This is a genomic window from Bradyrhizobium sp. STM 3843 (genome assembly GCF_000239815.1).
In the GTDB taxonomy this organism is placed as follows: domain Bacteria; phylum Pseudomonadota; class Alphaproteobacteria; order Rhizobiales; family Xanthobacteraceae; genus Bradyrhizobium.
Genome location: NZ_CAFK01000146.1, coordinates 16,215 through 42,113 on the forward strand (window position 1 = coordinate 16,215; position 25,899 = coordinate 42,113).

At 63.7% G+C, this 25,899-nt stretch carries 23 protein-coding genes; 12 read left to right on the forward strand and 11 right to left on the reverse strand.

Annotated features, from left to right (window positions below; translation table 11 throughout):
- Window positions 1-1,428 carry a siroheme synthase CysG gene (gene cysG / locus BRAS3843_RS16715; protein WP_008970134.1) on the reverse strand — a complete coding sequence of 476 codons (1,428 nt, stop codon included), beginning with the start codon at window positions 1,426-1,428 and terminating at the stop codon, window positions 1-3.
- Between the two features lie 244 nt (window positions 1,429-1,672).
- Between cysG and cysD the strand changes: the two genes are divergently transcribed.
- Both cysD and cysC read left to right on the forward strand, forming a co-directional pair.
- Window positions 1,673-2,467 (forward strand): sulfate adenylyltransferase subunit CysD, encoded by a 795-nt coding sequence (gene cysD / locus BRAS3843_RS16720; protein WP_139024889.1) that lies wholly within the window; start codon window positions 1,673-1,675, stop codon window positions 2,465-2,467.
- Window positions 2,468-2,483: 16 nt separating this feature from the next.
- Window positions 2,484-4,400: an adenylyl-sulfate kinase gene (gene cysC, locus BRAS3843_RS16725; protein WP_035981928.1), complete on the forward strand. Its 1,917-nt coding sequence runs from the start codon at window positions 2,484-2,486 to the stop codon at window positions 4,398-4,400.
- Window positions 4,401-4,571: 171 nt separating this feature from the next.
- Here the strand turns inward: cysC and BRAS3843_RS16730 are convergent, their stop codons facing one another.
- Window positions 4,572-5,855, reverse strand: coding sequence for a cupin domain-containing protein (locus BRAS3843_RS16730; RefSeq protein ID WP_008970137.1), 1,284 nt, complete (start codon window positions 5,853-5,855; stop codon window positions 4,572-4,574).
- A 291-nt stretch (window positions 5,856-6,146) separates the two neighbouring features.
- Between BRAS3843_RS16730 and BRAS3843_RS16735 the strand changes: the two genes are divergently transcribed.
- Window positions 6,147-6,878 carry a hypothetical protein gene (locus BRAS3843_RS16735; RefSeq protein ID WP_008970138.1) on the forward strand — a complete coding sequence of 244 codons (732 nt, stop codon included), beginning with the start codon at window positions 6,147-6,149 and terminating at the stop codon, window positions 6,876-6,878.
- Window positions 6,879-6,957: 79 nt separating this feature from the next.
- On the opposite strand, the gene BRAS3843_RS38915 is transcribed toward BRAS3843_RS16735, so the two are convergent.
- Window positions 6,958-7,443 (reverse strand): hypothetical protein, encoded by a 486-nt coding sequence (locus BRAS3843_RS38915; protein ID WP_008970139.1) that lies wholly within the window; start codon window positions 7,441-7,443, stop codon window positions 6,958-6,960.
- Window positions 7,444-7,539: 96 nt separating this feature from the next.
- Here BRAS3843_RS38915 and BRAS3843_RS16745 point away from each other — a divergent pair, with 96 nt between their 5' ends.
- Both BRAS3843_RS16745 and BRAS3843_RS16750 read left to right on the forward strand, forming a co-directional pair.
- On the forward strand, window positions 7,540-8,004 hold the full coding sequence (locus BRAS3843_RS16745; protein ID WP_008970140.1) for a hypothetical protein: 465 nt from the start codon (window positions 7,540-7,542) through the stop codon (window positions 8,002-8,004).
- 208 nt (window positions 8,005-8,212) lie between these two features.
- Complete coding sequence (locus BRAS3843_RS16750; protein ID WP_008970141.1) at window positions 8,213-8,593, forward strand: nuclear transport factor 2 family protein; 381 nt, start codon at window positions 8,213-8,215, stop codon at window positions 8,591-8,593.
- A gap of 75 nt (window positions 8,594-8,668) precedes the next feature.
- Here the strand turns inward: BRAS3843_RS16750 and BRAS3843_RS38920 are convergent, their stop codons facing one another.
- The gene (locus BRAS3843_RS38920) at window positions 8,669-9,169 is read right to left on the reverse strand and encodes an SMI1/KNR4 family protein (RefSeq protein WP_008970142.1); all 501 of its coding nucleotides are present in this window, start codon (window positions 9,167-9,169) and stop codon (window positions 8,669-8,671) included.
- Between the two features lie 1,118 nt (window positions 9,170-10,287).
- On the opposite strand from BRAS3843_RS38920, the gene BRAS3843_RS16760 reads away from it, so the two are divergent.
- Window positions 10,288-12,450, forward strand: a complete 2,163-nt coding sequence (locus BRAS3843_RS16760; protein WP_008970143.1) for a malate synthase G — start codon at window positions 10,288-10,290, stop codon at window positions 12,448-12,450.
- A 63-nt stretch (window positions 12,451-12,513) separates the two neighbouring features.
- On the opposite strand, the gene BRAS3843_RS41555 is transcribed toward BRAS3843_RS16760, so the two are convergent.
- Window positions 12,514-12,669 carry a Thivi_2564 family membrane protein gene (locus BRAS3843_RS41555; RefSeq protein ID WP_008970144.1) on the reverse strand — a complete coding sequence of 52 codons (156 nt, stop codon included), beginning with the start codon at window positions 12,667-12,669 and terminating at the stop codon, window positions 12,514-12,516.
- 181 nt (window positions 12,670-12,850) lie between these two features.
- Between BRAS3843_RS41555 and BRAS3843_RS16765 the strand changes: the two genes are divergently transcribed.
- Window positions 12,851-14,944 carry a HAMP domain-containing methyl-accepting chemotaxis protein gene (locus BRAS3843_RS16765; RefSeq protein ID WP_008970145.1) on the forward strand — a complete coding sequence of 698 codons (2,094 nt, stop codon included), beginning with the start codon at window positions 12,851-12,853 and terminating at the stop codon, window positions 14,942-14,944.
- 19 nt (window positions 14,945-14,963) lie between these two features.
- Here BRAS3843_RS16765 and BRAS3843_RS16770 read toward each other — a convergent pair whose 3' ends face one another.
- Complete coding sequence (locus BRAS3843_RS16770; protein ID WP_008970146.1) at window positions 14,964-15,629, reverse strand: DUF2865 domain-containing protein; 666 nt, start codon at window positions 15,627-15,629, stop codon at window positions 14,964-14,966.
- A 15-nt stretch (window positions 15,630-15,644) separates the two neighbouring features.
- Window positions 15,645-16,424: a L,D-transpeptidase gene (locus tag BRAS3843_RS16775; RefSeq protein WP_008970147.1), complete on the reverse strand. Its 780-nt coding sequence runs from the start codon at window positions 16,422-16,424 to the stop codon at window positions 15,645-15,647.
- Between the two features lie 225 nt (window positions 16,425-16,649).
- On the opposite strand from BRAS3843_RS16775, the gene BRAS3843_RS16780 reads away from it, so the two are divergent.
- From BRAS3843_RS16780 to BRAS3843_RS16790, 3 genes are all read left to right on the forward strand, one after another.
- Window positions 16,650-17,768 carry an AI-2E family transporter gene (locus BRAS3843_RS16780; protein WP_008970149.1) on the forward strand — a complete coding sequence of 373 codons (1,119 nt, stop codon included), beginning with the start codon at window positions 16,650-16,652 and terminating at the stop codon, window positions 17,766-17,768.
- A gap of 80 nt (window positions 17,769-17,848) precedes the next feature.
- A complete protein-coding gene (locus BRAS3843_RS16785) occupies window positions 17,849-18,220 on the forward strand; it encodes a DUF883 family protein (protein WP_008970150.1) in 372 nt (123 codons plus the stop codon).
- 111 nt (window positions 18,221-18,331) lie between these two features.
- The gene (locus tag BRAS3843_RS16790) at window positions 18,332-18,766 is read left to right on the forward strand and encodes a hypothetical protein (RefSeq protein ID WP_008970151.1); all 435 of its coding nucleotides are present in this window, start codon (window positions 18,332-18,334) and stop codon (window positions 18,764-18,766) included.
- A 109-nt stretch (window positions 18,767-18,875) separates the two neighbouring features.
- On the opposite strand, the gene BRAS3843_RS16795 is transcribed toward BRAS3843_RS16790, so the two are convergent.
- The 3 genes from BRAS3843_RS16795 to BRAS3843_RS16805 all read right to left on the reverse strand — a co-directional run bounded on the left by BRAS3843_RS16795 (window position 18,876) and on the right by BRAS3843_RS16805 (window position 22,896).
- The gene (locus BRAS3843_RS16795; RefSeq protein WP_008970152.1) at window positions 18,876-19,334 is read right to left on the reverse strand and encodes a hypothetical protein; all 459 of its coding nucleotides are present in this window, start codon (window positions 19,332-19,334) and stop codon (window positions 18,876-18,878) included.
- Between the two features lie 444 nt (window positions 19,335-19,778).
- Complete coding sequence (locus tag BRAS3843_RS39665; protein ID WP_083841382.1) at window positions 19,779-21,794, reverse strand: HWE histidine kinase domain-containing protein; 2,016 nt, start codon at window positions 21,792-21,794, stop codon at window positions 19,779-19,781.
- A 298-nt stretch (window positions 21,795-22,092) separates the two neighbouring features.
- Complete coding sequence (locus tag BRAS3843_RS16805) at window positions 22,093-22,896, reverse strand: response regulator (RefSeq protein WP_008970154.1); 804 nt, start codon at window positions 22,894-22,896, stop codon at window positions 22,093-22,095.
- A 208-nt stretch (window positions 22,897-23,104) separates the two neighbouring features.
- Between BRAS3843_RS16805 and BRAS3843_RS16810 the strand changes: the two genes are divergently transcribed.
- Window positions 23,105-23,341, forward strand: a complete 237-nt coding sequence (locus BRAS3843_RS16810; protein ID WP_008970155.1) for a NepR family anti-sigma factor — start codon at window positions 23,105-23,107, stop codon at window positions 23,339-23,341.
- Window positions 23,341-23,889, forward strand: coding sequence for a sigma-70 family RNA polymerase sigma factor (locus tag BRAS3843_RS16815; RefSeq protein WP_008970156.1), 549 nt, complete (start codon window positions 23,341-23,343; stop codon window positions 23,887-23,889). The genes BRAS3843_RS16810 and BRAS3843_RS16815 overlap by 1 nt, the downstream gene beginning before the upstream one ends.
- A 258-nt stretch (window positions 23,890-24,147) precedes the next feature.
- Here the strand turns inward: BRAS3843_RS16815 and BRAS3843_RS16820 are convergent, their stop codons facing one another.
- The gene (locus BRAS3843_RS16820; protein ID WP_008970158.1) at window positions 24,148-25,806 is read right to left on the reverse strand and encodes an HWE histidine kinase domain-containing protein; all 1,659 of its coding nucleotides are present in this window, start codon (window positions 25,804-25,806) and stop codon (window positions 24,148-24,150) included.
- Between the last annotated feature and the right edge of the window lie 93 nt (window positions 25,807-25,899).

Below are 25,899 nucleotides of genomic sequence, written 5' to 3' on the forward strand. Positions count from 1 at the left end.
TCAGGCAGGTTCCAGGATGTGCGCGATCACGCGGCTGAGGTTCTGCTGACGCCATGGCGCGGAATGCGCCACCACGTCGCCGATGATGAGAATGGCGGGACCGCCGTCGATCCTGCGGATCAGATCCGGCAACTGCCCGAGCGTGCCGACCGCGGCCTGCGCGTCAGGCCGCGTCACCTTGGCGAACACGCCGACCGGCGTGTCGGGCGAGCGGCCGGCGGCGAGCAGTCCGGCGCGCACCGTCGGCGCGGCCGTCATGCCCATATAGACCACGACCGTCATCTCGGTGTCGGTCAAAGCCGACCAGTCGACCGCCTCGGCATCATGGGTCTTGTGCGCGGTGAGAAAGGTGATGCGCCGCGCCTTATTGCGGAAGGTCAGCGGCACCTCGAATTGCGCGGCGGCGCCAAGGCCAGCCGTGATGCCGGGCACGATCGAATAAGCGACGCCGGCATCACGCAGCGCATCGACCTCCTCGCCGCCGCGGCCGAACACATAGGCGTCGCCGCCCTTCAGCCTGACGGCGCGCTTGCCCTCGCGCGCGGCCTCGATCAGGAGCTTGTTGACGGCCTCCTGGCCGATGCCGGGCTTGCCGATGCGGCGGCCGACCGGAACGCGCGCGGCATCGCGGCGGATACGGTCCAGAATCTCCGGCGTGACCAATTCATCATAGTAGACGATATCGGCGTCCTGCAGCGCGCGCAGCGCCTTGATCGTGAGCAGATCGGGATCGCCGGGGCCGGCGCCGACCAGGGTCACATGTCCCTCGCCTTGGCCTGCATCAGCGCGCGCGTAAGCGGTGGGATCGCCGATGCCATGCAGCGCGGCTTCCGCTTCCGCCTTGCGCCCCGCGAGCACCAGCGCGCCGATCGGGCCGTCGACGATGCGCTCCCAGAAGCGGCGGCGCAGCGGCATCTCGGCAATACCGGAATTGATCGTCTTTCGGAACGCGCCGATGAAGCTCGCGAGCTCGCCGATCCGCGCCGGTAGCACCGCCTCGATCTTTTCACGCAAGCGGCGCGCCACCACCGGCGAAGTGCCGCCGGTGCCGATCGCCACCACCACGTCGCCGCGATCGACGATCGCCGGAAAGATGAAGGTGGAATGATCGAGATCATCCATCACGTTGACCGGCAGACCGAGCGACTTGGCGCGCGCCGACATCGCCACGCCGACATCGCCGGCGCCGGCGCACAGCACGGCGATGACGCCGGTGAGCTCAGCGGTCAGCGGATCGCCATTGGCGAATTCGATCTGCTCGTTGTCGTCACGCAGGCCGGCGAGATCATGCGCAGCGCCGGTCGAAAACCAGCGCACGCGCGCGCCGGCTGCGAGCAGCACCCGAAGTTTGGCGAGCGCCAGCTCCCCCGCGCCGACGAGCAGCACGGGACCGGTCTTCAGATCAAGGAACACCGGTAGATATTGCATTGCGTCCTGGCGTTTCGACTCTTCGGGGTTGACTGGAATTATTTTCTATATAAGTGTCCAACCTCGCCGGTAAAGAGAAAAATTTTTTCCTCTTTTTTCGGCGCTTACCATAGAATTTTCGTCTCGGTAGGCCAGGACTCGGAGCATGCACGTTCTCGACAATGATTTCGCAAAAGACAAGCTGGCCGCCTCGCAGGTCGATCAAGCATCTTCCGTGCCGCGCATCCTGACCTCGGCGCCGACGATGGATCATCTCGACGCGCTGGAAGCGCAGAGCATCTACATTCTCCGCGAGGCCTTTGCACGGCTGAAAAAGCTGGCGCTCTTGTGGTCGCTCGGCAAGGACTCCAACGTGATGATCTGGCTGGCGCGCAAGGCGTTCTTCGGCCGCGTCCCGTTTCCGTGTCTGCATGTCGATACAGGCAAAAAGTTTCCAGAGATGTACGCCTTCCGCGACACTTACGCGAAGGAATGGGGCCTCGACCTCAAGGTCGACCCGTGCCCGCCGATCGACGCCGTCGATCCGACCCTGCCGCCGGCGGCGCGCTCGGCCGCGCGCAAGACCGAGGGCCTCAAGATGGCGCTCGCCAAATACGGCTTTGACGGACTGATCGCCGGCATCCGCCGCGACGAGGAGGCGACGCGCGCGAAAGAACGCGTGTTCTCGCCGCGCGGAGCGGAGGGCAATTGGGACGTGCGCGACCAGCCGCCGGAGTTCTGGGACCATTTCAACGCCTCGCCGCCGCCCGGTGCGCACTTACGCATCCATCCGATCCTGCATTGGACCGAGGCGGACATCTGGGCCTACACCCAGCGCGAGAACATCCCGATCATTCCGCTTTATCTGGCCAAGGACGGCAAGCGCTATCGCTCGCTCGGCGATCAGGACATCACCTTCCCGGTCGCCTCCACCGCCTCGAACATCGCGGAGATCCTGGCCGAGCTGGAAAACACCAAGGTGCCGGAGCGCGCCGGGCGCGCGCTCGACCACGAGACCGAAGACGCCTTCGAGCGGCTGCGCGTCGCTGGCTATCTGTGATCGGGAGCGTTAAGCAATGAACATGATGCTCCCCTCCGCCGTGTCGGCCACGCCGAACGGCACCACGCGCCCGCAGGTCCGCATCGTCATCGTCGGCCATGTCGACCACGGCAAATCCACCCTGGTCGGCCGGCTCCTGCATGAGACCGGCAGCCTGCCCGAGGGCAAGCTGGAGATGCTTAAGGCGGTCAGCGCGCGGCGCGGCATGCCGTTCGAATGGTCGTTCCTGCTGGACGCGCTGCAGACCGAGCGCGACCAGGGCATCACCATCGACACCACGCAGATCCGCTTCCGCACCAATGCGCGCGACGTGGTGCTGATCGATGCGCCCGGCCATGCCGAGTTCCTGCGCAACATGATCACCGGCGCCTCGCAGGCCGACGGCGCGGTCTTGATCATCGATGCGCTCGAAGGCGTCCGCGACCAGACCCGCCGCCACGGCTATCTGTTGCATCTGCTCGGCGTCCGCCAGGTCGCCGTCGTCGTCAACAAGATGGACCGCGTCGATTTCTCGGCCGCGCGCTTCAACGAGATCAAGGACGAGATCTCGGCGCATCTTGAAAGTCTCGGTGTGACGCCGGTGGCCGTGATCCCGATCTCGGCGCGCGACGGCGACGGCGTCGCCATCAGAACCTCGCGGATCGGCTGGTACAAGGGCCCGACCGTGGTCGAGGCGCTGGATGCGCTGGAGCCGGCGCGGCCGCTGGAAGCGTTGCCGCTACGGTTGCCCGTGCAGGCGATCTACAAGTTCGACGACCGCCGCATCATCGCCGGACGCATCGAGTCCGGCCAGCTTCGCGCCGGCGACGAGATCGTGATCATGCCGGCCGGCAAGATCGCCAAGATCCGCAGCGTCGAGGGCTGGCCGGCGACGCCGGTGACAGTGCCGCAAGGCGCGGGCCGCGCGGTCGGCATCACGCTCGACCGCGAGCTGTTCATCGAGCGCGGCGACGTCATCGCTCATGTGGCCAAGGAGCCGCAGGCGACGCGGCGGCTGCATGCGCGCATCTTCTGGCTTCACGATACCCCGCTCAAGAAGGGCGACAGCATCCTGGTGCGGCTCGGCACCCGCGAGACCCGCGCCAGCGTCATTGCGATCGAGAAGGCGATCGATCCCGGCGCGCTCGCGAGCGAAGAGACCGCAGTGGTCGGGCGCAACCATGTCGGCGAGATCGCGATCGCGCTGGCACAGCCGGTAGCGGCCGATGCCACCGCCGAGAACCCGCGCACCGGACGGCTGGTGATCGAGATCAATGGCCGCATCGCCGGCGGCGGCTTGGTGCTGTCGGTCGATGAAGGCAGACGCGCCACCCCGGTCGACATCGTGCCGGTGGAATCGGCGCTGCAGCCGCAGGAGCGCGCCGAGCGCTTCCGCCACAAGGGCGCGGTGGTGTGGCTCACGGGCCTGCCCGGCGCCGGCAAATCCACGCTTGCTCGCGCGCTGGAGCGGCGGCTGTTCACCCGCGGCGGCGCGCCGGTGCTGCTCGACGGCGACACCCTGCGCGCCGGGCTGAACAAGGATCTCGGCTTCACGCCCGAGGATCGCGCCGAGAACATCCGCCGCCTCGCCGAGGTGGCAACGCATCTCGCCCGCAACGGCCATATCGCTGTTGTCGCGGCGGTGTCGCCCGCGCGCGAGGACCGCGCCGCGGCCCGGCGCATCGCCGGCGATCTGTTCCGCGAGGTCTATGTCGCCACACCCGCCGAGGTGTGCGAAAGCCGCGATCCGAAGGGGCACTATGCCAAGGCCCGCGCCGGGAGCCTGAAAGGCTTCACCGGCATCGGCAACGACTACGAGCCGCCGACCGACGCGGAGCTCGTGATCGACACCTCGGCCTGGCCGGTCGCCGAAGCCACCGACGCGATCGAGCGGCTGCTCGCTTCCACCAGCGTGCTGTTCGACGACATCGCGGATCTGGCGGCGAATATCTGACGGACGATTTCGATCTTCCGAATGCCCTCCACCGTCATCGCCCGCTTCAGGCGGGCGATCCAGTATTCCAGAAGCGGCTGTGTTTAACTGAGACGTCTCGGCGTACTGGATGCCCCGCCTGCGCGGGGCATGACGGCGTGCCCTGAGGATGCACGTCCGCAGAATCGGGCCTCACCCCGGAACCAGCGCGGTGTTGGCCTTCGGAATCGCCTGCAGCGTCTCCGCGGAAATCCCCAGATGCTGCGTAACCAGCTCAGGCGGAATGTGCGTGAGCCATTGGTTGAGCGAGATGTCCTGGTAACGCGAGGTCTTGAACATCTCGAGGAAGACCAGATCGGTATCGCCGGTGTTCTCGATGTAATGCCCGAGCGTCTGCGGAATGTAGCCGACGTCGCCGGGGTTGAAGTCGGCGGTGCGGGCCGCGGCGCGATTGAAGAACACGGTCATGCGGCCCTTCCCTGCGATGTAGTACTGCCATTCATTGGCGTTCGGATGCCAGTGCAGCTCGCGCATGCCGCCGGGTTTCACGGTGACATGCGCCATCGCGATGTTCTTTGAGGCCGGGAAATTCGTGGAATCGACGATCCGCACCTCGCCACCGCGGTTCGATTTCTGCGGCTGCATCCGCAGCATCCGAAAATCGAATGTCTCGGCACTACGCTGCCCGGAATTGATTGCGGCGCTACGGTCCTGGTCCAATCCACCTGGGACGGCGGCCTGGAAAATATAACGCCCCTCCGACGGAATGGTCTTGAACGATGCCAGCGCGCTCTCGGTCACGCTCCAGTTCTTCGCCACTACATCCGGCGGCGTATGGATCATCCAGTCCGACAGCAGCGTGGTGTTGTCCTCCGAGAACTTGCCGTCATCGAACACCAGCAGGAACTCGCAGCCGTCGGGGCCGAGGCCCTGCAGCGAATGCGGCACTCCGGTCGGGAAGTACCAAAGATCGCCGGCACTCACATCATCCACGAAGGTGCCGCCGTCGACATCGACCGCCGTGATCCGGCACTTGCCGTACAGCATGATTGCCCATTCGTCGGCCTCGTGCCAATGCAGCTCGCGGATGCCGCCGGCGGTCAGCCGCATGTTGACGCCGGCGATGTCCTTGGAGATCGGAAAGTCCTGGACATTCACCTGGCGCGACCAGCCGCCGTCCTGGACGCGACGGTGCATCATCGCAAACGAGCTCCAGAAGGTCGGCGGCAGCGCATGGTCGGTCGGTGGCGGCAACACGCTGCTGGGGAAGAGCTGTTGAAGGGCGCGGTTCTGCGGCCCCGGATCGCTGGCGCTCTGCTGCGGCTCTGATCCTTGTGCATTGGCCTGCGCGGCGGCGCGTTCGCTGGCGAGCGCACCGGCCACCGCGGCCGTCGAGGCGCCGAGAAACTTGCGTCGCGAGAGCAGGCTCCTGAATGCCGACCGCGCGGTCAGGACCGAAAAGGGTTGAGGGGCCATGGATGCCTCCGCTTCGACCCGGCATGAACAGCGCGCGCGGGGAAGCGTTCCTGTTGCGGTTTGTCGGCCGTCCTTCAATTCTTCGTATCTGGTCGGCCTCCGATCAGCGGCCGTAGCCCGTCGATCGACGATGCAAACGCAAGGCGCCTTGTCGTCCTGTAGAGCCGCGATACCCGCCTCGACCGCATACATTCACTTGCACAACTACTTTTCGGCAGTGACAATGGGGAAACAGGTCGCTGGGCGGTGACGATGGCTACCATAGCGTTTTGGGCACGATTGATGGTCGCGATGACCATCGTGGTCGAAGCGGGTACGGCCGTGGCGCAGCCTGCCACGACGCCACCGATTGCCGAGTTCGGGGCGCTGCCCGATGCCATGATCTTCTACGTCGCACACGGTCAGCCTGACGCCTGCGGTCGCGGCTGCGCCGACTGGATCGCGGCCGAAGGCACGATCCAGTTCGACACTTTCAAACGGCTGATCGCGATCCTCGACCGCCAGTCCGGACACAAGCTGCCGGTCGTCATCAACGTGCACACCGAATCCAACCTCAGCGTCGCCGTGAGCCTCGGCCGCATCCTGCGCGACCGCGGCATCGATGCCAGCGTCGGCCGAACGGTGGTCGCAGCCTGCGGCGACAAATCGCAAGCCGATTGCCTGGTGCTGAAGCGCTCGGGCGGCGCGCTCGATGCGAGCATCGATGCCGCCAATTTCGAATGCAACATCGGCTGTGTGCTGATGCTGGCCGGCGGCGTGCGTCGCATGCTGCCGCCGGATGTGAACGTGCTTCTTGTCGGCATGGAGATCCACAACCGGCTCGCGCCGAATGTCTCTGCCGAGCATCGCGCCGGTCTGACCGCGCATTACGGCGAGCAGTTCCGGCTCTATCTGCGCGAAATGGGCGTCGACCCCACCCTGCTCGACATCGTCGATCGCAACTGGGCCGACCGCAGACGGCCCACCGAGGTGCCGCCGTCCGCATGGCTCAAGCTCGGCCTCATCACCTCGGGCGCGCTCTAGGACCGTGCAGCCCGGATGAGCGACAGCGACGTCGGGGTCCCCGCGTATCGCTTGCGCTCAGGCGGGCGACTCGGGCCGGTCAAATCGAGCCATTCAGCCCGACGGACAGATAGGTCTCGACATCCGGACCGGCCGGATTCGCCAGAACGTAGTCCAGCCAGGCCTGCCGTTCGAAGGTCTGCACCGCCAGTTCCCAGACGCAAGGGCCGTAATGCTCTGCGCTGACATCCATGAAGCGGGTCGGATCGGTGAGCGGCGCACGGAAGTGATGATGGCGCAGAATGTCGCAATCTTCCCAGCGGTCGATCAGGAGCCAGACACCGGCTTCACCGACATGGATGATGAGAAAGGCGATGTTGCTGTCCAGCTCGGTTTCCGGCAACTCCCGGAGCACCGACGCACTCGTGTCCCACGCGGCTTCGATGATATCCGGGACGTCCGACGCGACACCGCTGACGGTGATGGCATTGATCTTGACGCGCCATCGGCCGCAGGCCCGCGCTCCCAGGAACGTGACCATGCGCGGTCGGTACTGATAAGCGGCCAGACGTTGAAGATGCTGCATGTATTCAATTCATCCCGAGTATCCGCACCACTTCCGCAGGCGCCGATGCATGCTATAGTACCTCACACCTGCACGCCATCGACTGCGGAGCCTCCGATGTGGAAGGCGCTTTGGAAGGAATGGACCATCGACAAACCCGCTCTCCTGGGTGATTGGCTGTGGGAAGTTCTGGTCGTGCAGCTCGCCGCCTTGCTGGACCGGCTGACACTAAGGAAGGTGATCGCGTTCTTGCCGGTCATCGTCGTTGTTCTCGCGTACCATCACCAGATCCCACTTCCGCCCGAATTGATGCTGGTCGGCGATGTCCTGGCCTATATCGATATTGTCTCGGTCCTGCTCCTGCTCGGCATCCTGAGCCGCGTTACGACGATCCTGTTCCTCATCAAGCAGGCAACCGCACGGATCGCAGGATTCACGAGCCGTCTTGCGACTGCGGCTGGTCGGCTGGATTTGCGGCACCGGCGCGAGAGCGGCGCGAGAATTCGGAAGCGGCTGCCCGATCGCTCCGGCAATGACAGCGATGACGAACCTATCATGGCGGGCGGTCTCGCTTGGGCTTAGTACGCGAGGTGGGCAAAGCTTAGCGCCGCGCCCACCACTCCGATTTCTACAACAAGGATGGTGAGCTTTCGCCCTTCCGTCCACGGCGGACAGTGTTACGCGCTGATTTTGACAGACCGATCGGATAGCAGGCAGAGCCGAGACAAGCCTCCGCTGAGCGCGTGCCGCAGCTTCCCAACAAGCTTGTCGCACGGAAAGGGAGATCGAGATGAATGATCGAACGGTGCGGGCAGCGCTCGAACGTCATTGGGACGCCTCCGACGCCAGCGACTTCGAGGTCGAACATGAAATCTACCACGCCGATGCCGTGCTTGATTATCCGCAATCGGGCGAGCGCATCCGCGGCCGACGCAACATCCAGGAGAGCCGGACGATCCAGCCGAACAAGAAGCATTTCAAGGTCCGGCGAATGATCGGCAACGGTGATCTCTGGATCACCGAGTTCGTCCTTACCTATGACGGCAGGCCCTCCTACACCGTCAGTATCATGGAATTCCGCGACGGGCTCGTGGTCCACGAAACCCAATATTTCGCCGACCCGTTCGAGCCCGCGCCCTCGCGCGCGCATCTTGTCGAGCGGCTGGCGTAGCCCGGATGAGCGAAAGCGATATCCGGGGCCCCCGCGTATCGCTTACGCTCACGCGGGCTACGCTGATGAATCCACCTACGGAGCTTGGATGATGCCGGAAAGCGTTGCTTTGCTTAGAAACTCGCTTAGCGAGTCGCTCACTCGTTCAATACGGTCGATTGGATATTGCCCACAGCCGGCAAAGTCATGCGGCACCCGCACCAGGGGCGGATCGTCCGTCGCCTCTAGCAAATCCAGAAAATACGGATCGCCCGATCCCTCGGCACAGGCACCGATCGGAAAATATCCAAGTGATACGACTGACGCACCGGGCTCACATTCGGTTGCTTCCGACACGATCTGCACCGGTGTGAGCCATTGAACCTCGGCGCCGACGTTTGACTTGTCTACGCTTGCGTCCAGCGAAAAGCACATCCCCGCCAGTCTGTTTCCGTTTAGCATAGTGACCAGCCAGTCGGGCAGAAGCCTTGGATTGAAGCGTGATCTCAGCAGACGAATATCGTCCTCCGTCGCTTCAGCTCCGCAAAGATCTCGAGCGATCTGTTTCAAGACGACGTCGAGCACCATCGAATCCATGTCGAGCAGATCAGCGAGCCATCGTTACGTCGACGGCTGGGACGGAGCGAAAGAACGCCGCTGATAGGAATATAAGCGAGACGACCTGACGGGCAAATCGGTTGGTCGTTGGATGGCCAATTTATAGACCGCACCCACATCCAAGGTAGCGGAGCCGGGTAATTCGCCTGCGCCGAAAAGCCGATTTCACCAGCCACATCAAGCTGATTTGCCCTGTCCAGACGCCGACGCAAAAATATTCTGCTTTCGCATTTTCAGAAATCGATGTTCACTCCCTCCATCCCGTGCTCGCGAGAGGGGCGCTTCGCGATCGTCACGAAACGTTGAGCGCGGGATGCGGTGGGCGCGTCGGGTTGCAGCGTGAGTGATCATGCCGACGAGCAATCTCGATGCGCACGGCGAAATCGTGTGGTCCTGGCATCCCGGTGCTGGTGCCTGCGCAATGCCGTCAGGCATTGTCGCAAACGGGGGCAATCAAGCCGGTCCCCGGGGAGATCACGTATAAGCCGTAAAGCCATCGCGCAGGGAAGGCCGGTTGTCCGGCTCGTACCTGTGGTGACTGCCGCCTGCTTTCTTTTCTGCAGGCGGGCCACGGGTGTGAGCTAACACCCGGCCTTCCCTGCGCCCTCTTCCATTGGAGGGCGGATCGTCCGCAAAGCTCGGGCGCGGAACGCGCCGCGAGAACGAAGCCGCGTCAGTTGAGACGGCGTGAGCCTTAGGTCATGAGCATGAGTCGGAACACACTCTCCGCACTCTCATCGTCATCGCCCGGCTCCGACCGGGCGATCCAGTATTCCAGAGACGGCGGTGAGTCCTCGAAAGGCCGCGGCGTACTGGATCACCCGCCTGCGGGGGTGATGACGCCTGTCGTCATAGGATCAGGCTTGAGCGCGGCGACCATTGGCCCACCCTGTCCCCATGATGCTCCCCATGACGCGGGATCATCATCACCGCCTGCCGGCCGGAGCGCCTCCCAGACCATATGCGACACCCCTGCCCCCTTTCCCCGCCCCCCTCTTTAGCGCTAAATGCACCGCACACACCGCCCGGGAGGCGGTTTTTTCAGCATGCCCAATTCGCGCGCAACGCCGCGCCTCTCAGAGAGAAAACGTCTGATCATGAACCGCATCGACGCCCACGGACTGAAGATCGCCCCCGTCCTTTACGATTTCATCGCCAAGGAGGCGGCCCCAAAGACCGGGATCGAGGCCGATGCATTCTGGGCCGGGGTTGCCGCGATCATCCGCGATCTCGCCCCCCGGAATCGCGAGTTGCTGGCGTTCCGTGATGCCCTGCAGGCCAAGATCGACGCCTGGCACGTCGCCCACAAGGGCAAGGCCTTCGACCTCAATGCCTATACCGCCTTCCTGAAGGAGATCGGCTACCTGCTGCCGGAGCCGGCCACGCAGAAGGTCGAAACCGCCAATGTGGACGAAGAGATCAGCAAGATCTGCGGGCCGCAGCTGGTGGTGCCGCTGACCAATGCGCGCTACGCGCTCAACGCCGCCAATGCGCGCTGGGGCTCGCTCTACGACGCCTTCTACGGCACCGATGCGATCCCGCACGACCCGAGCGAGACGGGCAAGGGCTTCAACAAGGCGCGCGGCGACAAGGTGATCGCCAAGGCCAAGGCCTTCCTCGATGCCGCCGTGCCGCTCGCGACCGGCAGCCACACCGACGTGACCTCCTACAGCGTGATCGCCGGCCAGCTCTCGGCGAAGCTGAAGAGCGGCAACGCGACCGGGTTGAAGAATGCCGCGCAGTTCGCTGGCTACCAGGGCGATGCATCGGCGCCATCAGCGATCCTGCTGGTCAACAACGGCCTCCACATCGACGTCCAGATCGATCGCAGCCACGTCATCGGCAAGGATGATCCGGCCGGGGTCGCCGACATGATCATGGAGGCTGCGGTCTCCACCATCCTCGACATGGAAGACTCCGTCGCCGCGGTCGACGCCGAGGACAAGGTGCTGGTCTATCGCAACACGCTGGGCCTGATGAACGGCACGCTGTCGGCCGATTTCGAGAAGGGCGGCAAAACGCTGACGCGCGACCTGCACACCGACCGCAGCTACACGACGGCGGACGGCGGAAAGCTGACGCTGCATGGCCGCAGCCTGCTGCTGATCCGCAATTGCGGGCACCACATGTTCACCGACGCGGTGCTCGACGCCAAGGGCGAGGAGGTGCCGGAGGGCATCCTCGATGCCGCCGTGACGGGTCTGCTCGCGATCCACGATCTCAAAGGTCTGTCCAAGGTCAAAAACAGCCGCACCGGCTCGATCTACATCGTCAAGCCGAAGATGCATGGCCCCGACGAGGTGGCCTTCGCCGTCGAGCTGTTCGGCCGAGTCGAGAAGCTGCTCGGCCTGCCGGAGAACACGATGAAGATCGGCATCATGGACGAGGAGCGCCGCACCACCGTCAATCTCAAGGCCTGCATCCAGCAGGCCTCCAAGCGCATCATGTTCATCAACACCGGCTTCCTCGACCGCACCGGCGACGAGATCCACACCTCGATGGAAGCGGGCCCGATGATCCGCAAGAACGAGATGAGGGCGCAGCCCTGGATCAAGGCCTATGAGGACTGGAACGTCGATATGGGCCTGATCGATGGCCTGCCGGGACATGCGCAGATCGGCAAGGGCATGTGGGCGGCGCCCGACAAGATGGCGGACATGCTGGCGCAGAAGATCGGCCACCCGCAGGCCGGCGCCACCACCGCCTGGGTGCCGTCGCCGACCGCTGCCAGCCTGCATGCGCTGCACTACCACCAGGTCAATGTGCTGGCGCGGCAGCAGGAGCTCGCCAAGGGCGGCCAGCGCGCCAAGCTCTCCGACATCCTCACCATTCCGGTGTCGCAGTCGAACTGGGCGCCCGATGACGTGCGCCAGGAGATCGACAACAACTGCCAGGGCATTCTGGGCTATGTCGTGCGCTGGATCGACCAGGGCGTCGGCTGCTCCAAGGTGCCTGACATCCACGATGTCGGCCTGATGGAGGACCGCGCCACGTTGCGCATCTCCAGCCAGCATCTTGCCAACTGGCTGCATCACGGCGTCGTCACCGAGGCGCAGGTGATGGAATCGCTGAAGCGGATGGCCGAAGTGGTCGACAAGCAGAATGCCGGCGATCCGCTCTACCAGCCGATGGCGCCTTCCTTCGACGGGGTCGCCTTCAAGGCCGCCTGCGACCTGGTCTTCAAGGGGCGCACGCAGCCGAACGGCTACACCGAATACATCCTCACGGCGCGCCGCCGCGAGGCCAAAGCTTCGGCCTAAGTGACGAAAGCCCCGGCTGTTACGCCGGGGCTTTTTCTTTCACCGAGATACAATCTTAGACTGCTAGAAGACAGCGATGTACTTCAAGAGCGAGATCACCCCGAGGATGATCACGATCACCCGGCAGATCTGCTTGGCCCGCCCGTCGATCGGCAGCAGGTTGATCAGATACAGCACGAGAATGACGACCAGAAAGGTGACGAGAGCACTGACGAGCATGGACCGACCCCCCAAGGTAGATGAAGAAATGCGCTGGCTTCCCGAGGTTAACACGATCGCCGGTCTTAGGTTCCGCCACGGGAACCCCAAAACTGCGCAAAGCTCCGTAGTTCAACGGAGCGCCCCTTCATCTCAATCTTTACCCTGTTAGGGAACAAATGGCTCCAATTTGGAGCGCACCATGTTGAATCGTTTGACCATTGCCGCCACGCTGAAGGCCGTCATCCTCATCATCGCGGTCTTGATCGTTGCCCTGTTCGCCTCGCGGGCCTGGACGTCCTGGCGCGAACTGCAGGTCACCAACCGCATCGCATCGGTGGTCGATGCATCCGCCAGCATGTTCAAGGCCATGGATAAGCTGCGCGCCGACCGCACGACGACCAACCGCGTGCTGACGCTGGACGAGAAGCTCGAACCGGATATCGAAACCTATATCCGCGGCCTTCGTGACATTCAGATGCCCGCCATGGCTCGCGCGCTCGAGATCCTGCCGGGAATTGACTTCGCGGAGCACGCGACCCTGGTCCCTGAGTTCGAGCGCCTGTTCAAGACCTTGAACAATCAGCAGAAGGAATTCTGGCAGGAGATGACCAAGCCGAAGGCGGCGCGGCGCATGGCGCTCGGCAAGGAATATATGGACACCGAGACCAAACTTCTGGAGACGCTCGACAAGGTCCAGAACATCCTCGCCGCCGAAGTGAACCATGCCGACGCCACCGTCGACCAGCTCCTGATGATCAAGCAGCTCGCCTGGCTGCTGCGCAACACCGCAGGCGACGCATCATTCGTGGTCTCGAACGGGCTTGCCGCCGGCAAGATGACGGCGGAAACCCAACAGAACTACATGAAGGTGGTCGGCGGCGCCGAAGCAGCCTGGAAGGCGCTCCAACTGGCTGCCGGCGGCGCCAAGCTGCCGCCGGCGATGACGGCCGCGATGGATTCGACCATGCACGCTTATTTCGATGCGGACTATGCGGCGTTGCGTGATCGCCTGGTCAACGCGCTGGTCACGGGCCAGACGCCAGAAATGGTGGCCAACAAATGGAGCCCGTTCACTGTCGGGCGCCTCAGCGCTGCGGTCGCCGTGGCGGAGGTGGCGCTCGAAACCGCCAAGACCCACATCGAGGAGCAGCATGCATCGGCGCTGCGCGCGCTTGGCCTCGAGGTCTTCTTTCTGATCGCAGCGGTCGTGCTCGGGGGCGGCGCCATGGTCACCATCAGCTTGCGGGTGATCCATCCCCTGCATCGGATGCGCGACGCGATGCTGCAGGTGGCGTCCGGCAATCTCGGAGTCGAGACCGGCTATACGCACCGGCAGGACGAGATCGGCGCGCTCGCCGGCGCGCTCGAGACCTTCAAAAGCCAGGCGCAGGAGAAGCTTGCCATCGAAGCGCAGGAGCGCGAGCGCAATGCTGGAACGGTCGCGCGGCAGCGCGAGATCGAGACCTACGTCTCCGAGTTCGAGAGCGCCGTGCGCAACAGCCTCGAGCAGCTGGGCCAGGCCTCTAACGACATGCGCGCGACCTCCGCCGGATTGTCGGACGTGTCGCGGCAGACCAATGCCCGGGTGCAGGTGGCCGAGAAGGCCTCGAGCGATGCCTCGATGAATGTCGAGAGCGTCGCCTCCGCCGCCGAAGAGCTGAACGCTTCGATCGGCGACATCAGCCAGCAGGCATCGCATGCGGCCGGCATTGCCAGCCGTGCCGTCGATCAGGCGCGGATGACGGACACGACCGTGCAGGGGCTTGCCCAATCCGCGAACCGCATCGGCGAAGTGGTCGGGCTCATCAACAGCATCGCGGCGCAGACCAACCTGTTGGCGCTCAATGCCACGATCGAGGCGGCGCGCGCCGGCGAGTCCGGCAAGGGCTTTGCCGTCGTCGCCTCCGAGGTGAAGACGCTGGCGAGCCAAACCGCCAAGGCCACCGACGAGATCTCCGAGCAGATCGCCGGCATTCAGAAGGTTGCTGGAGAAGCCATCGATGCGATCAAGGGGATCGGCGGTATCATCGGCGAGGTCAACGAGGTCGCGACTGCGATTGCTGCCGCCGTGCAGGAACAGGGCGCGGCGACGCAGGAGATTTCGCGCAGCACCCAATTTGCTGCACAAGGCACCAAGAACGTCTCCGACAATGTCAGCGGCGTAAAGTCGGACGCCGATGCCGCCGCGGCCGCGGCCGAGAACGTCAAGCGCGCGTCCGAGACGCTGGAGAGCCAGAGCCAGCATCTCGGCCATCAGGTCAATGAGTTCCTCAGGAAGATCCGCGCCGCCTGACGCTCGCGTTGGTCACGCGCTACTCGGACGCGACCACCGGCGCGCGCCGAAACCGCGACCGGATCGATTCCGGCGCCGGCGAGAAGTTCATCGCGGCGTGCTTGCCGGCGCTGCGATTGGCGACCATCAGACCGTCCGCACCGGCGACGATGTCGCCCTTGCGCAAGGTCGGGTCATTGTCGATCGAGACCTTGGCCAGCCCGAAATGATCCTTGCCGTTGCAGGTGCAACCATCGACGATCTCTTTGCGGTAGCGGAAGGCATTGGGCAGTTCGGAATAAGGCTTGCCACCATCGGTCTCCGCCTCGTCGATGGCGCTGCCATAGACGATCTCGGTCTTGGCGGCGGGGCAGAAGCTATTGCAGGCCGCCTCTTTGCTCTGATCGCCGGTGGCGCCGAGCGGAAAGTAACGGCCGTCGCAGGTGCGCACGCACCAGGCCTGTCCACCGCCACCGCTGGAGGCGACGTCCTCCCGTTCCCGCGGCGCAGGCCGGCGCGGGGGCGGCGCTTCGTCCGTATACGGGAGGCGGACATAAGGCTGCGGGGCGGCCCGCGACGGCGCCTCGAAACCACCGAACAACGACGAGAAGAAGTCCTGCGCATGGGCACGCGGCAGAATCGCCAGCACCCCCGTGATCACGATTGCGCCCAACGCGAGCGTGGCGACAGCCGACCGATCTTTCATATCCGTCCCTCGCGCCTAGTTGACTGCAGAGACCGGAATGAACATGGCTTGTCGTCCCGACGGGATCGTCGTCACGGCCGGACGCAGCGCGGCCGGACGCGTGGCGGGGAGACTGCGTGCCTGCAGCGGCGCCCCCTTCATCGGTCCCTTCGGCAGCACCACGACCTTGGTGCCGACCTGGACGCGATTGAACAGGTCGGTCACGTCCTCATTGGTCAGCCGGACACAGCCGGAGGAGACAAATTTGCCGATCGTCGTGGGATCATTGGTGCCGTGAATGCGGTATTCGCTGGAGCCGAGATACATCGCCCGCGCGCCGAGCGGATTGCCGGGGCCGCCCGCCATGAAGCGCGGCAGATAGGGCTGACGCGCGATCATCTCTGCCGGCGGATGCCAATCCGGCCATTCCGCCTTGTGCGTGACGGTCTGGACGCCGGACCAGGTGAACCCCTCGCGGCCCACGCCGACGCCGTAGCGGATGGCGCGGCCACCGCCGAGCACGTAGTAGAGATAGGTATTTCCGGTGTCGATGATGATCGTGCCTGGCGCCTCGCGCGTGTCGAGATTGACGACCGTGCGGCGGAAGCGATCCGGGAGCAGGCTGTCTTCATCCTGAACCGCGGTGTCGGGCGTGGCGGCCTCTGGCGGGAAGACCTCGCGTGGCGCGGGTGCGTAGCCGAGCGTCTGCGCATGTGCAGCGGAGGCCAAGCATGGCGCCAGGACCATCAAGCCGAGGAAGACCAGCGCGGAGGAGCGGCGCAGCAGCGTGCTGCGGGTGAAAGCGGACTGTGTCATGGGTGCCCCCTTGATCGGGCATCGCGCGCGGGCGATGCGGTTCGTCACGCCAAACGCGGAAGGTCTTGCCGCAGTTCCGGCGCGGATGTGTTCGTCACGCACCTGTCAAGCTTTGCGAGGCTCACGTTCTCGCGACGGAACCCGAAAGGGGGATCGTCCGTTACTACAAGGGCAGTCCACCGGCGCAGCTCAGCGCTCGATACCTCCGGCCGCGGGAGAACGATGGTGCGCGTACTTCCGACCGAGCGGCTCATGTCGGAGGGGAATGAGAGCTCTCCGCTTCCCGAGCGCCGTAGCGAATTGCCGCCGGTTATCCGGCGTACCGAGGTGGTCGCTATCGCGCTGGTGATCCTGACGATCATCTGCGTCACCGCGGTGCTCTATGTCGCGAAGGCGTTCTTTCTTCCGGTCGTCATGGCTTTCGTGGTCGGGACCATGCTGTCGCCGGCCGCCAATTTCCTCGAGCGCTATCGGATTCCACGCGCGATCGCCGCAGTCCTGATCGTCACGGCGGTCGCTACGGGCGTAGCCTTCATCGTCGGGCTGATCTCTGCGCCGCTGCTCGACTGGAGCAACCGGCTGCCGGAGCTTGCGACCCGGCTGAAGGACAAGCTGCATGTGTTCGACCGGCCGCTCGCGCTCTGGCACGAAATGCAGACCGCCATCGGCGGCGGCAGCCCCGAGAGCACGGCCAGCCTGCAGATTCCAAAATTCGACTGGGTCCAGCCGACCATCGAATTCCTGACACCGACCTTCACCGAATTCCTGCTGTTCTTCGCCACCTTGGTGCTATTCATCGCGAGCTGGCGCGATCTGCGACGCGCGCTGATCATGATCTTCGCCGATCACGAAGCGCGGCTGCGCACCTTGCGCATTCTGAACGAGATGGAGCTTCATCTCGGCAATTATCTGTTGACGGTGACACTCATCAACACAGGTGTCGGCATTGCGACCGGCATCGCCTGCGCCTTGACCGGCATGCCCAACCCGGCAGGTCTCGGCGCGCTCGCCGCGACCTTGAATTTCATCCCGATCATCGGACCGATCGCGATGTTCGCAGTTCTCACCGTCGTCGGCATCATCGCATTCCCGACGCTCAGCGGCGGCCTGATGGCACCGCTGGCGTTCGCCGGCATCACGTTCATGGAAGGCCATTTCATCACGCCGACCATCATCGGCCGCCGTCTGGCGCTGAATGCGCTTGCCGTGTTCATCGCGCTCGCCTTCTGGACCTGGCTCTGGGGACCGATGGGCGCCTTCCTGGCTTCACCGCTACTGATCGTCGGGCTGATCATGAAGGAACATCTGCTGCCGGACGATTCGCCGCAACTTCCGTCCGACTAATTGGAGTTTCGTTCCTGGAACTTCCCCCATCACGCGGCGTTTTTCGGACTGAGACGCCCACTTTGCCCCGGGAGCTTTCGATGCCGATGACCGATGGCGAGACCGCCATGCGAGATCTCGCCGACAAAGAGAACTACGAACGACTGCAGAAGGATGTCAACGCCGTGAAAAATGATATCGCCGCCCTCACCGACCAGATCACCGACGCACTCAACGCCTTCGCTGGCAAGGCTGGCAGCCAGGCCCGCAGCGGCTATCGCCAAGCCCGCGAGAGGATGGATCAGAACCTCGACGATATTTCCGAGCGCGGTAGCGCGATGATGGACGCAGCTCAGGATGCTGCGAGCTCGCTCGAGGAACGCTTCGAGGATGTCATTACACAGCGTCCGCTTGCGACGGTCGGCATTGCGCTCGGCCTCGGCTTCCTGATTGGCGTGGCCTGGCGGCGCTGAGCGACCGAGCCGCGTCAGCTCTGCAACGACGGAAAGCACGGCCCCGACGATCGGCGCCGTGCTGGCTTGGCTGACGGGCCAAACGGCTGACGGGCCACCAGGGGGACGATCATGCTTCAGCAGTTGATTGAAGGTTTCAAAGAGTCGAGCGGCACGGCGGTGCGCTTGACGTCGCTGGCGGCCGCGGCAGCGCTCGGCCTGTTCATCACCACGAGCTTTCTCTGCGCCGCGGCGTTCGTGTTCGTGCTGGAGCGCTACGGCCTGGTGCCGGCGTGCCTGACCGGGGCCCTGATCTTCTTTATCGTGACCCTGATCGCGGCGGGCAGCTACATGGCCCGGAAGCGTCAAATCGAAACGCGCAGGGCGGAAACCGCCCGCTCTGCCGTTCACACCGCGCTCGCCGACCCGATGCTGCTGGCCACCGGCCTCCAGCTCGTGCGCACGATCGGCCTGAAGCGACTGCTCCCGATCCTGGCCGTCGGCGGGCTCGCCCTCGGCCTGATGGCCAGCCGGCAAGCCTCCGGAGACGAAACTCCGGCCGAGTAGTTAACGCGAAAGAGCCGGATGGGGACGTGTTTCACGTACCCGAATACTGGTGTGCCCGACGTCATGACCTGCCCTTGTGCAAGTCTGCTGGCCCTCCGGCCTAGATCCATCAGGTGATGCAACGGCCAGGTTGCAGCGTCTTGGCAATTTCGGTCAGGACGGACACTGATGGTTCGCAGGCGATCGGATGTTTCGCGACCTTCTTGCTGCCGTTGGTTTTGCTGCCATCGGTCCTGACCAGCTCTGCGGGCGGCCGGCCCCTCGTCTCGCCAACAACGCTTGGGCCTGTGCTCTCCGTCAGCGGCAGACGAAGCAGAAACGTGGTGTCGTCGAATTGCGACAAGTGCAGTGCGACGGTTCTGGTCAGTTGCCCCGCCGGGGCGACCACGCCGCGGTCCGCCTTTGCGGCGCGGTTCACGTTGTCGACCGACGCGCGGAGGTTCACGTTGTCGACTGACGTGCGGAGCAGTCCGCCGGTCAAATCGTGCCCGGATGCGAGCTGCACGGCGCCCAGCGTTAACGAGGCGGCCAATGTGCCGAAGACAATCACTTTTACTGTATACGCCATGGCCCTGCTCCCTCGCCTACTGGCGACGCCATTCCAACGTTGGTCGCGGGAACACGGTTCTCGGACTGGCCGATCACTTAACCGTGTCTTAAAATCGGCACCCCGAAGGCAGAAAAATAATCGCGCACATCCGAAAAATAATTTGCACCCTGAGGAACGACTTTTTGGCTCGCGCGTCATCTCGGCAGCCGGTCGTTCCCCCTGCCCCATTGACCGGCAACGCGGGGCACGGCTGTGGTGATGCCAGCCGTGCCCCGCATTCTTTTTCTGTAGAGCAGTCGCGTTTCTGTAGAGCAGTCGCGCTCTATGGCCTGCTGCACCGCAGCTGCCTGAGCCTAGCCCCATACCGCGCGCACGACTTGCCGGTATCCGCGGGATGGCCTCTGTCTGCGACGACATCTCACACCGAAACTGCGCAGAGTTCAGCAGAATTCAGAAGACGCACTAAGTGGTCAGCATGACACGCGAGCTTGCATCTGATGTAGGATCAGAGGCACTGAAGCGCATCGTGCAGCGCAATCCTGCCGGCTCGAAGTCGAGCTTCACCGTCCACGCCGGTTCGGTCGCGAAGATGGTTTGGATCATCCTGGTCCCGAAACCCTGCCGCGTCGGTTTGCTCACCGCCGGGCCGTCGCTTTCCGTCCAAGATAGGCAAATCGTTCCGCTCTTCGCGCGCGACCAGATGACATCGACTTTCCCGGACGGAATCGAGAGTGCGCCATACTTGGCGGCGTTGGTACTGAGCTCCTGAAGCGCGGCCGACAAGGCGAGCGCAAGCTTCGGGGGCAGTAGGATGGAAGGCCCGGAGATCGATAAGCGCTCGGGCCCAGCATAGGGGGCAAGCGTTCTCCGAACGATATCCTGCAAGCTGGCCCCGACCCAATTATTGGCCGTGAGCAGATTATACGCTTCGGACAGCGCGAGAATCCGCTCCTCGAATGACGACGCAAAGCCTTCCAGGCTGTGCGCACTGGCGCGCGACAAGCGCGCAATCGATTGGACGGTCGAAAGCGTGTTCTTCACGCGGTGATTGATTTCGTCGAGCAGGCCTCTTTGCTGCTGGAGCGCGCTCCGCAGTGCAGTCACATCGTAACAGCCGCAGACCGCGGCGAGCGTCTCGCCCTCATCATCGCGTACGGGAACTGCGGTGATCACCAGATTCCGCTCTGTCCCATCCACCCGGTGCACGACCTCTTCGGTCTCCGTCGCCACTCCGTCGCGCAGGGCGCGGACGATCGAGACAGCAAGCTCCGCTGTGTCGCGGCCCTTATCAACGGGACGGCCAAGCGGCTCCGGATCGTCCACCGATGTCAGACCGTCGATTCCCCACAATCTGAGCATCTGGTTGTTGATCAACGTGACCGTACCGTCGGGCGCGACAAGCAGGACGCCAATCGGCAAGCTCTCGACCGTTGCCCGCAGCAACGAGCGCTCGCGCTCGATGATCTTTTCGGCGCCGGCGAGTTCGCGACCGACCTGATGCAGAACGTTCTGCATCCGGTTGACTTCCTCGACCGACCCGGTGATCGGTTCGGAGACATGCCGCCTCAGTTCCATCACATAACGTTCGAGGCCTTCGAGCGCGGTGAGAAATTTTGCGCTGAATTGCCGTGCCAGCCACAGGCTCAGCAGGAAAGCGAGGGCAGCCAGCACCAGGATCCATTCAACAGTGCGATGAAGCGGTCCCTCGACCACTTCGCGTGGAATGGCGAGATTGATGGTCCAACCGCTCTGCGGCGATCGCAGCAGTGATGTATAGGTTGGCACGCCCTTGCGCGACATCGCTTTGATCCAAAACGCCGACGCTTCTCCAAGGCGAGCCAGAACCTCGGGGATCGTCGGCTTACCGATCAGATCTTCTCCATCAAGCAGGGGGCGACGGGCGAGAAGCAGTCCCTTCTGGTCGATGATGCTCCCGACCATTCCTGGAGAGACGTAATCGTCCATCAGCGCTGACAGATAGTTCGTCGAGAGACCTATGTTGAGCGCATAGCGAATTTGGCCGTCGACCCGGACCGGAACAGCGATCGTGACGATTGGCTGTCCATCAACAACCGCCTTCTGCAAGCCGGAGACTTGAGGGAGCCCGGTCTCCATCGCGCGACGCTCGGCCTCGAACGAGACGCGTCGGGGCAATGGCTGGTCGGGGGGCAGGCGGGTGTTGACAAGCTGCTGGCCATCCGGCGCATAGAGAACGATCGCGGTGCCCCCGATCAGGCTCACAACTTCGACCGCGTGGGCGCGAAACTCCGTGAGCCGCCCCTGCTGCAGCAGCGGCGACAAGGCAAGCACTTGCAGATCTTCGATCACGTTGGCGATGCGAAGCTCAGTCGCGTTGCGCATCAGGCGGAGCCGGTCTTCGTACTCCGTGCGCAACAGTTGCGACGATTCCGAGACGAAATGGTAGGCGAGAAAGGCTGCGGCGGCGGTGATGGGAAGCGAGGTGACCAACGCGAGCATCACCAGATAAGCCGAAATCGGGCGCGCTCGCGTCGGCTGTCCACGCGCAGAGACGTCCTGGCCGTCCAACTCATCCCCCGTATGTTTCTCGAGTCGCTACATGCAGCGAGCAGGGCTTCTAGACAGTTACAATGAACGAGACCATTTCGACGCAGTCGCGGAACTTAAGTTCCATCGGGGCAGCCGTTTGCCGACGCGGCGGGCAAGCAGCCAAGACAAATCCGGCGCGCTTCTCCTTCGAGAAGCGCGCCGGGCGAAACGCCTTACGCTACCTACCAACCCGAATCAGGCGGCAAACCTATGCCGCAGGTTTTGGCATCCGATTGCGGGAATTGCGCTGGAAGAACAGCGCCTGGCTGGCCACCGCCGAGACCATGGCGGGCTGGAACGGCTTCGAGATCAGGAAGGCCGGCTCCGGCCGCTCGCCGGTAAGGAAGCGCTCGGGATAGGCGGTGATGAACACCACCGGCACCTCGAACGAGCGCAGCAACTCGTTGACCGCATCGAGGCCGGACGACCCGTCGGCAAGCTGAATATCGGCCAGGATCAAGCCCGGCTTCCGGTTCTTGGCGAGCGCGACCGCGTCCGCATGCGTGCGGGCGACGCCAATGACGTTATGGCCGAGATTTCGCACCAGGCTCTCAAGGTCCATGGCGATGAAGGTCTCGTCCTCGATGATCAGGACGTCGGTCGCAATCTCGGCGGCCAGCTCGCGGCCTGCGGCATCGGCCAAGCGCCGGGTCTCGGCCACGTCGATGTCAAGGATGAAAGCGACTTCCTCCTCCGGGAATCCTTCCAGCGAGAGAAGCAGGAACGCCTGACGGGGCAACGGCGTAATGTTGGACAAGCGCCGCTCAGGCGGCATGGGCAAGGTCGTGACCTCGGTATCGTCGTTCAGCGCCACCGAGTTCCAGATCTGGGTGAACAGCCGAAACAGGCCAGCACGTGGACCATAGCGCTCATCCAGCAGAGACGGGTCCTGGATCAGGGCTTCCAACATGGCGCCCACATAGGCGTCCCCGGAGCCCTGGCTGCCGGTCAGGGCGCGAGCGTAACGGCGCAGCAACGGCAAATGTTCAGCAACAAGCTGTGATCGGGACATCCCCACTCCATTCGCTATTTTGGGCCATGCATGCTCGGGGGCGGCCCGGTTCCCCTGGTCCGCAGACTACTCCCGAGCCGCAGAAAAGTTCCCAAATCAATGGGAACTTTTCTCGTCCACCAGCATTAGTTCCGGATACACCTCTCGACGACGAGAATAATTCTTGAAGCTTCAGGGACTTAACTCTCGGGGAAACGTGGAAAAGGTCATGAAGGATGTAAAGTCTCAAGCCAGCAAGAATGCGGCACCCCGCAAGCCCGGCGGACTCAATGCGGAGATTCAGTCCCGGATCGGGCATCAACTCCGCGCCATGTACGACGATGTCGTCCGCCAGGGCGTGCCCGACCGGTTTGCGGATCTGATCCGGAAACTTGATGTCTCGGGCGAGCAACCCCACGTGGAGCACAGCGGGGGATCCAACGACCAAAATAACGGGAGGGACTAATGCCTCTCACTGACTCCTTGCGGGACGATATTCTGGCTTCCGTCCCAAGTCTGCGAGCCTTTGCCATCTCGCTCAGCGGCAACAGTGACCGCGCCGACGACCTGGTGCAGGAGACCCTCCTCCGCGCGCTGGCGAACATCGATTCCTTTCAGCCGGGCTCGAATCTGCCTGCGTGGCTGTTCACCATCCTGCGCAACCTGTTTCGCTCCGACTACCGCAAGCGGCGGCGCGAAGTAGAGGACGCCGAAGGCAACTATGCCAAGACCCTGAAGACGCATCCTTCGCAAGGCGCTCATTTGGAGTTTGAAGAATTCCGCGCGGCCCTCGACAAGCTGCCTCAGGATCAGCGCGAAGCCTTGATTCTGGTCGGCGCGTCCGGCTTCTCCTATGAAGACGCCGCCGCGATCTGCGGCTGCGCAGTTGGCACGATCAAGAGCCGCGTGAACCGCGCGCGCTCCAAGCTCGCCGCTCTGCTCTACGTCGAAGGCGCCGAGGATTTCGGCCCCGACGAGACGGTGCGGGCTGTGATCGGCGGCAGCGGCGGCTGATCAACTTACTCAGACGACTAAAAAAGGCGGCCGTGAAGGCCGCCTTTTTCTTTTGTACCACCATCTCGGTGCGCCGCTCGAAGGGTGTCAGTGCAAGCCCCCCAATGCGTAGATCAGCACCAGGATGGGCAGCGGCACGCCGAGCAGCCACAGCAGCAAGTAACGTCCCATGATGAGCCTCCGATCAGCAGGAATGGCCGTAAAATGCTGATCCCGTCGCTTTGGTTCCGGGCGGGAAACTCGCGGATCTGATGAGCATCAACGCGCTGGACGGACCGGTGCTGAGAACTTTTCCGTGCGATCGCGTTCGCTCATGTCGACGACGGTCATCATCGGAGCGGTGAGCTCGTAGACATAGCTCGCTTCGGTGAAGTAGCGTTTGGAGGTACCACCAAGCGCTTCCGGCGCGACGCGATCGAGCAGGATCAGACCGAAATCGCTGTCCGGCCTGCGCGTGGCCGCGCTGGTGTTGAACTCTTCCCAGCGGAATTGAAACACCGTGTCCGGCTCCTCACCGGTCACTTCCCATTTCGCCGTGATGTGCGGATGCTTTCCGACCAGCGACAGGCCCTCGTCGGAATGCGAAGCGAGCTCGAAGAACAACAGCGACAGGCTCTGCGCGGCGCGCGCGCTGACCGTGATGTCGGGACCGCTGATCGCGATGCGTTCGGCATGCGGAATGGCGCGCGCCTCGAACAATCCGCGCAGGTGCACGCCCTGCCATTGGCTCTCGCTGAGCAATGTCACGACATTCGACATCGCATGAATGCGTCCGATCAGAAGCTCGCGGGCCACATCGATGTCGCTGCCGTGACGCAAGGTGCGCGTGACGATCGATTGGATCACGGCAAGGATATTCTTGACCCGGTGATTCAGTTCGTCGATGACGGCGGTCAACCGCCGCTCGAAACCGATCCGCACCTGGATTTCCTGGCTGAGCCGCAGATTGTTGTAAGCCACATAACCGAACAGGCCGCAGACGATACCGGTCAGCGCAAGGCCGATCACAGCGACGATGGCCGCAGTCTGCTGGGCGCGACGAACCGTATTGCTCTTGGCGTAGTAGACGAGCGACCAATCGCGATTGCCGAACGTCACTGTCCGCGCCGCCGACGGCTGCGCCGCCTCCGGCGCACGCGTCCGGGTCGTCACCACCCCCTGATCGTTGGCGATCAGTTCGCTGGCCTCACGGCGCGGATCCTTGAGCGCAACGGAGAACAGCGACAGGTCGTCGTTGGTGAGCATCAGCGGCCCGAGTTCGTAGGAAAAGGTGACGAAGCCCGCCGGGGAGCTTGCGTCATCCAGCACGACCGGCGCAGCAAGGATCAAGCCGATCGGGCCGCTTGCACGCAATAGCGGAGTCGGATCGGAAGCGATCGGCTTGCCCTCGGCCATCGCGCGGGCCAGCATCGGACCGAACACCGGATGGCCATCCAACGCCATCCCCGCCAGCGGAGCGGTCTCGGGGTTGCGAGGCTCGAGATCCATCAAGACATCGACCGGGTGGTCGAGCGTTTGCTGCTCCAGCGCTTTGTCATCGAAATTGCGGATGTTGGGATTGGCAAAGCCAGACCGCTGCAGTTCGCTGCGCGCAGCCGGCAGTTCGTCGGGCTTCAATCGGGCCACCCATGCCGCGACGACGAAATCGGTCTTGAAGGCGTAGATCGCGGCGCGCAGCGGCTGCAGCATGTTGGCTCGGATCACCGTCGGCGTGCGAAACAGCCGAGAGGCCACCCGTGCCAGCAATTCGCGTTCGGTCAACCGATCCTGGACAAGGCTGGCGTGAACGTCGATCGCCCGCGCCAACGCAATGCGATCGATCGCAAGCTCCTGATCATGCACACGATAGGCGGCGAGGCCGGAGAGCACCGTTCCGATCAGCGCAATTGCACCGATGATGACACCGAGCCGAAGCACTCGTTTACTCTGCGATCAAGGGTTGACGAAGGGGTAAACGAGTCATCAAAAGCCCGGGCCGGTTACTCATGAACGCGCCGATACAGCCGACCG

Coding starts and splice junctions, on each gene's coding strand:
- BRAS3843_RS41555 (WP_008970144.1), bottom strand. CDS start 12,669: ATGCTCGTCAGTGCTCTCGTCACCTTTCTGGTCGTCATTCTCGTGCTG.
- BRAS3843_RS16765 (WP_008970145.1), top strand. CDS start 12,851: ATGTTGAATCGTTTGACCATTGCCGCCACGCTGAAGGCCGTCATCCTC.
- BRAS3843_RS16775 (WP_008970147.1), bottom strand. CDS start 16,424: ATGACACAGTCCGCTTTCACCCGCAGCACGCTGCTGCGCCGCTCCTCC.
- BRAS3843_RS16815 (WP_008970156.1), top strand. CDS start 23,341: ATGCCTCTCACTGACTCCTTGCGGGACGATATTCTGGCTTCCGTCCCA.
- BRAS3843_RS16790 (WP_008970151.1), top strand. CDS start 18,332: ATGCTTCAGCAGTTGATTGAAGGTTTCAAAGAGTCGAGCGGCACGGCG.
- BRAS3843_RS39665 (WP_083841382.1), bottom strand. CDS start 21,794: ATGCTCGCGTTGGTCACCTCGCTTCCCATCACCGCCGCCGCAGCCTTT.
- BRAS3843_RS38920 (WP_008970142.1), bottom strand. CDS start 9,169: ATGGATTCGATGGTGCTCGACGTCGTCTTGAAACAGATCGCTCGAGAT.
- BRAS3843_RS16805 (WP_008970154.1), bottom strand. CDS start 22,896: ATGTCCCGATCACAGCTTGTTGCTGAACATTTGCCGTTGCTGCGCCGT.
- BRAS3843_RS16810 (WP_008970155.1), top strand. CDS start 23,105: ATGAAGGATGTAAAGTCTCAAGCCAGCAAGAATGCGGCACCCCGCAAG.
- BRAS3843_RS16770 (WP_008970146.1), bottom strand. CDS start 15,629: ATGAAAGATCGGTCGGCTGTCGCCACGCTCGCGTTGGGCGCAATCGTG.
- cysC (WP_035981928.1), top strand. CDS start 2,484: ATGAACATGATGCTCCCCTCCGCCGTGTCGGCCACGCCGAACGGCACC.
- cysD (WP_139024889.1), top strand. CDS start 1,673: ATGGATCATCTCGACGCGCTGGAAGCGCAGAGCATCTACATTCTCCGC.
- BRAS3843_RS16795 (WP_008970152.1), bottom strand. CDS start 19,334: ATGGCGTATACAGTAAAAGTGATTGTCTTCGGCACATTGGCCGCCTCG.
- BRAS3843_RS16750 (WP_008970141.1), top strand. CDS start 8,213: ATGAATGATCGAACGGTGCGGGCAGCGCTCGAACGTCATTGGGACGCC.
- BRAS3843_RS38915 (WP_008970139.1), bottom strand. CDS start 7,443: ATGCAGCATCTTCAACGTCTGGCCGCTTATCAGTACCGACCGCGCATG.
- cysG (WP_008970134.1), bottom strand. CDS start 1,428: ATGCAATATCTACCGGTGTTCCTTGATCTGAAGACCGGTCCCGTGCTG.
- BRAS3843_RS16735 (WP_008970138.1), top strand. CDS start 6,147: ATGACCATCGTGGTCGAAGCGGGTACGGCCGTGGCGCAGCCTGCCACG.
- BRAS3843_RS16760 (WP_008970143.1), top strand. CDS start 10,288: ATGAACCGCATCGACGCCCACGGACTGAAGATCGCCCCCGTCCTTTAC.
- BRAS3843_RS16745 (WP_008970140.1), top strand. CDS start 7,540: ATGTGGAAGGCGCTTTGGAAGGAATGGACCATCGACAAACCCGCTCTC.
- BRAS3843_RS16785 (WP_008970150.1), top strand. CDS start 17,849: ATGCCGATGACCGATGGCGAGACCGCCATGCGAGATCTCGCCGACAAA.
- BRAS3843_RS16730 (WP_008970137.1), bottom strand. CDS start 5,855: ATGGCCCCTCAACCCTTTTCGGTCCTGACCGCGCGGTCGGCATTCAGG.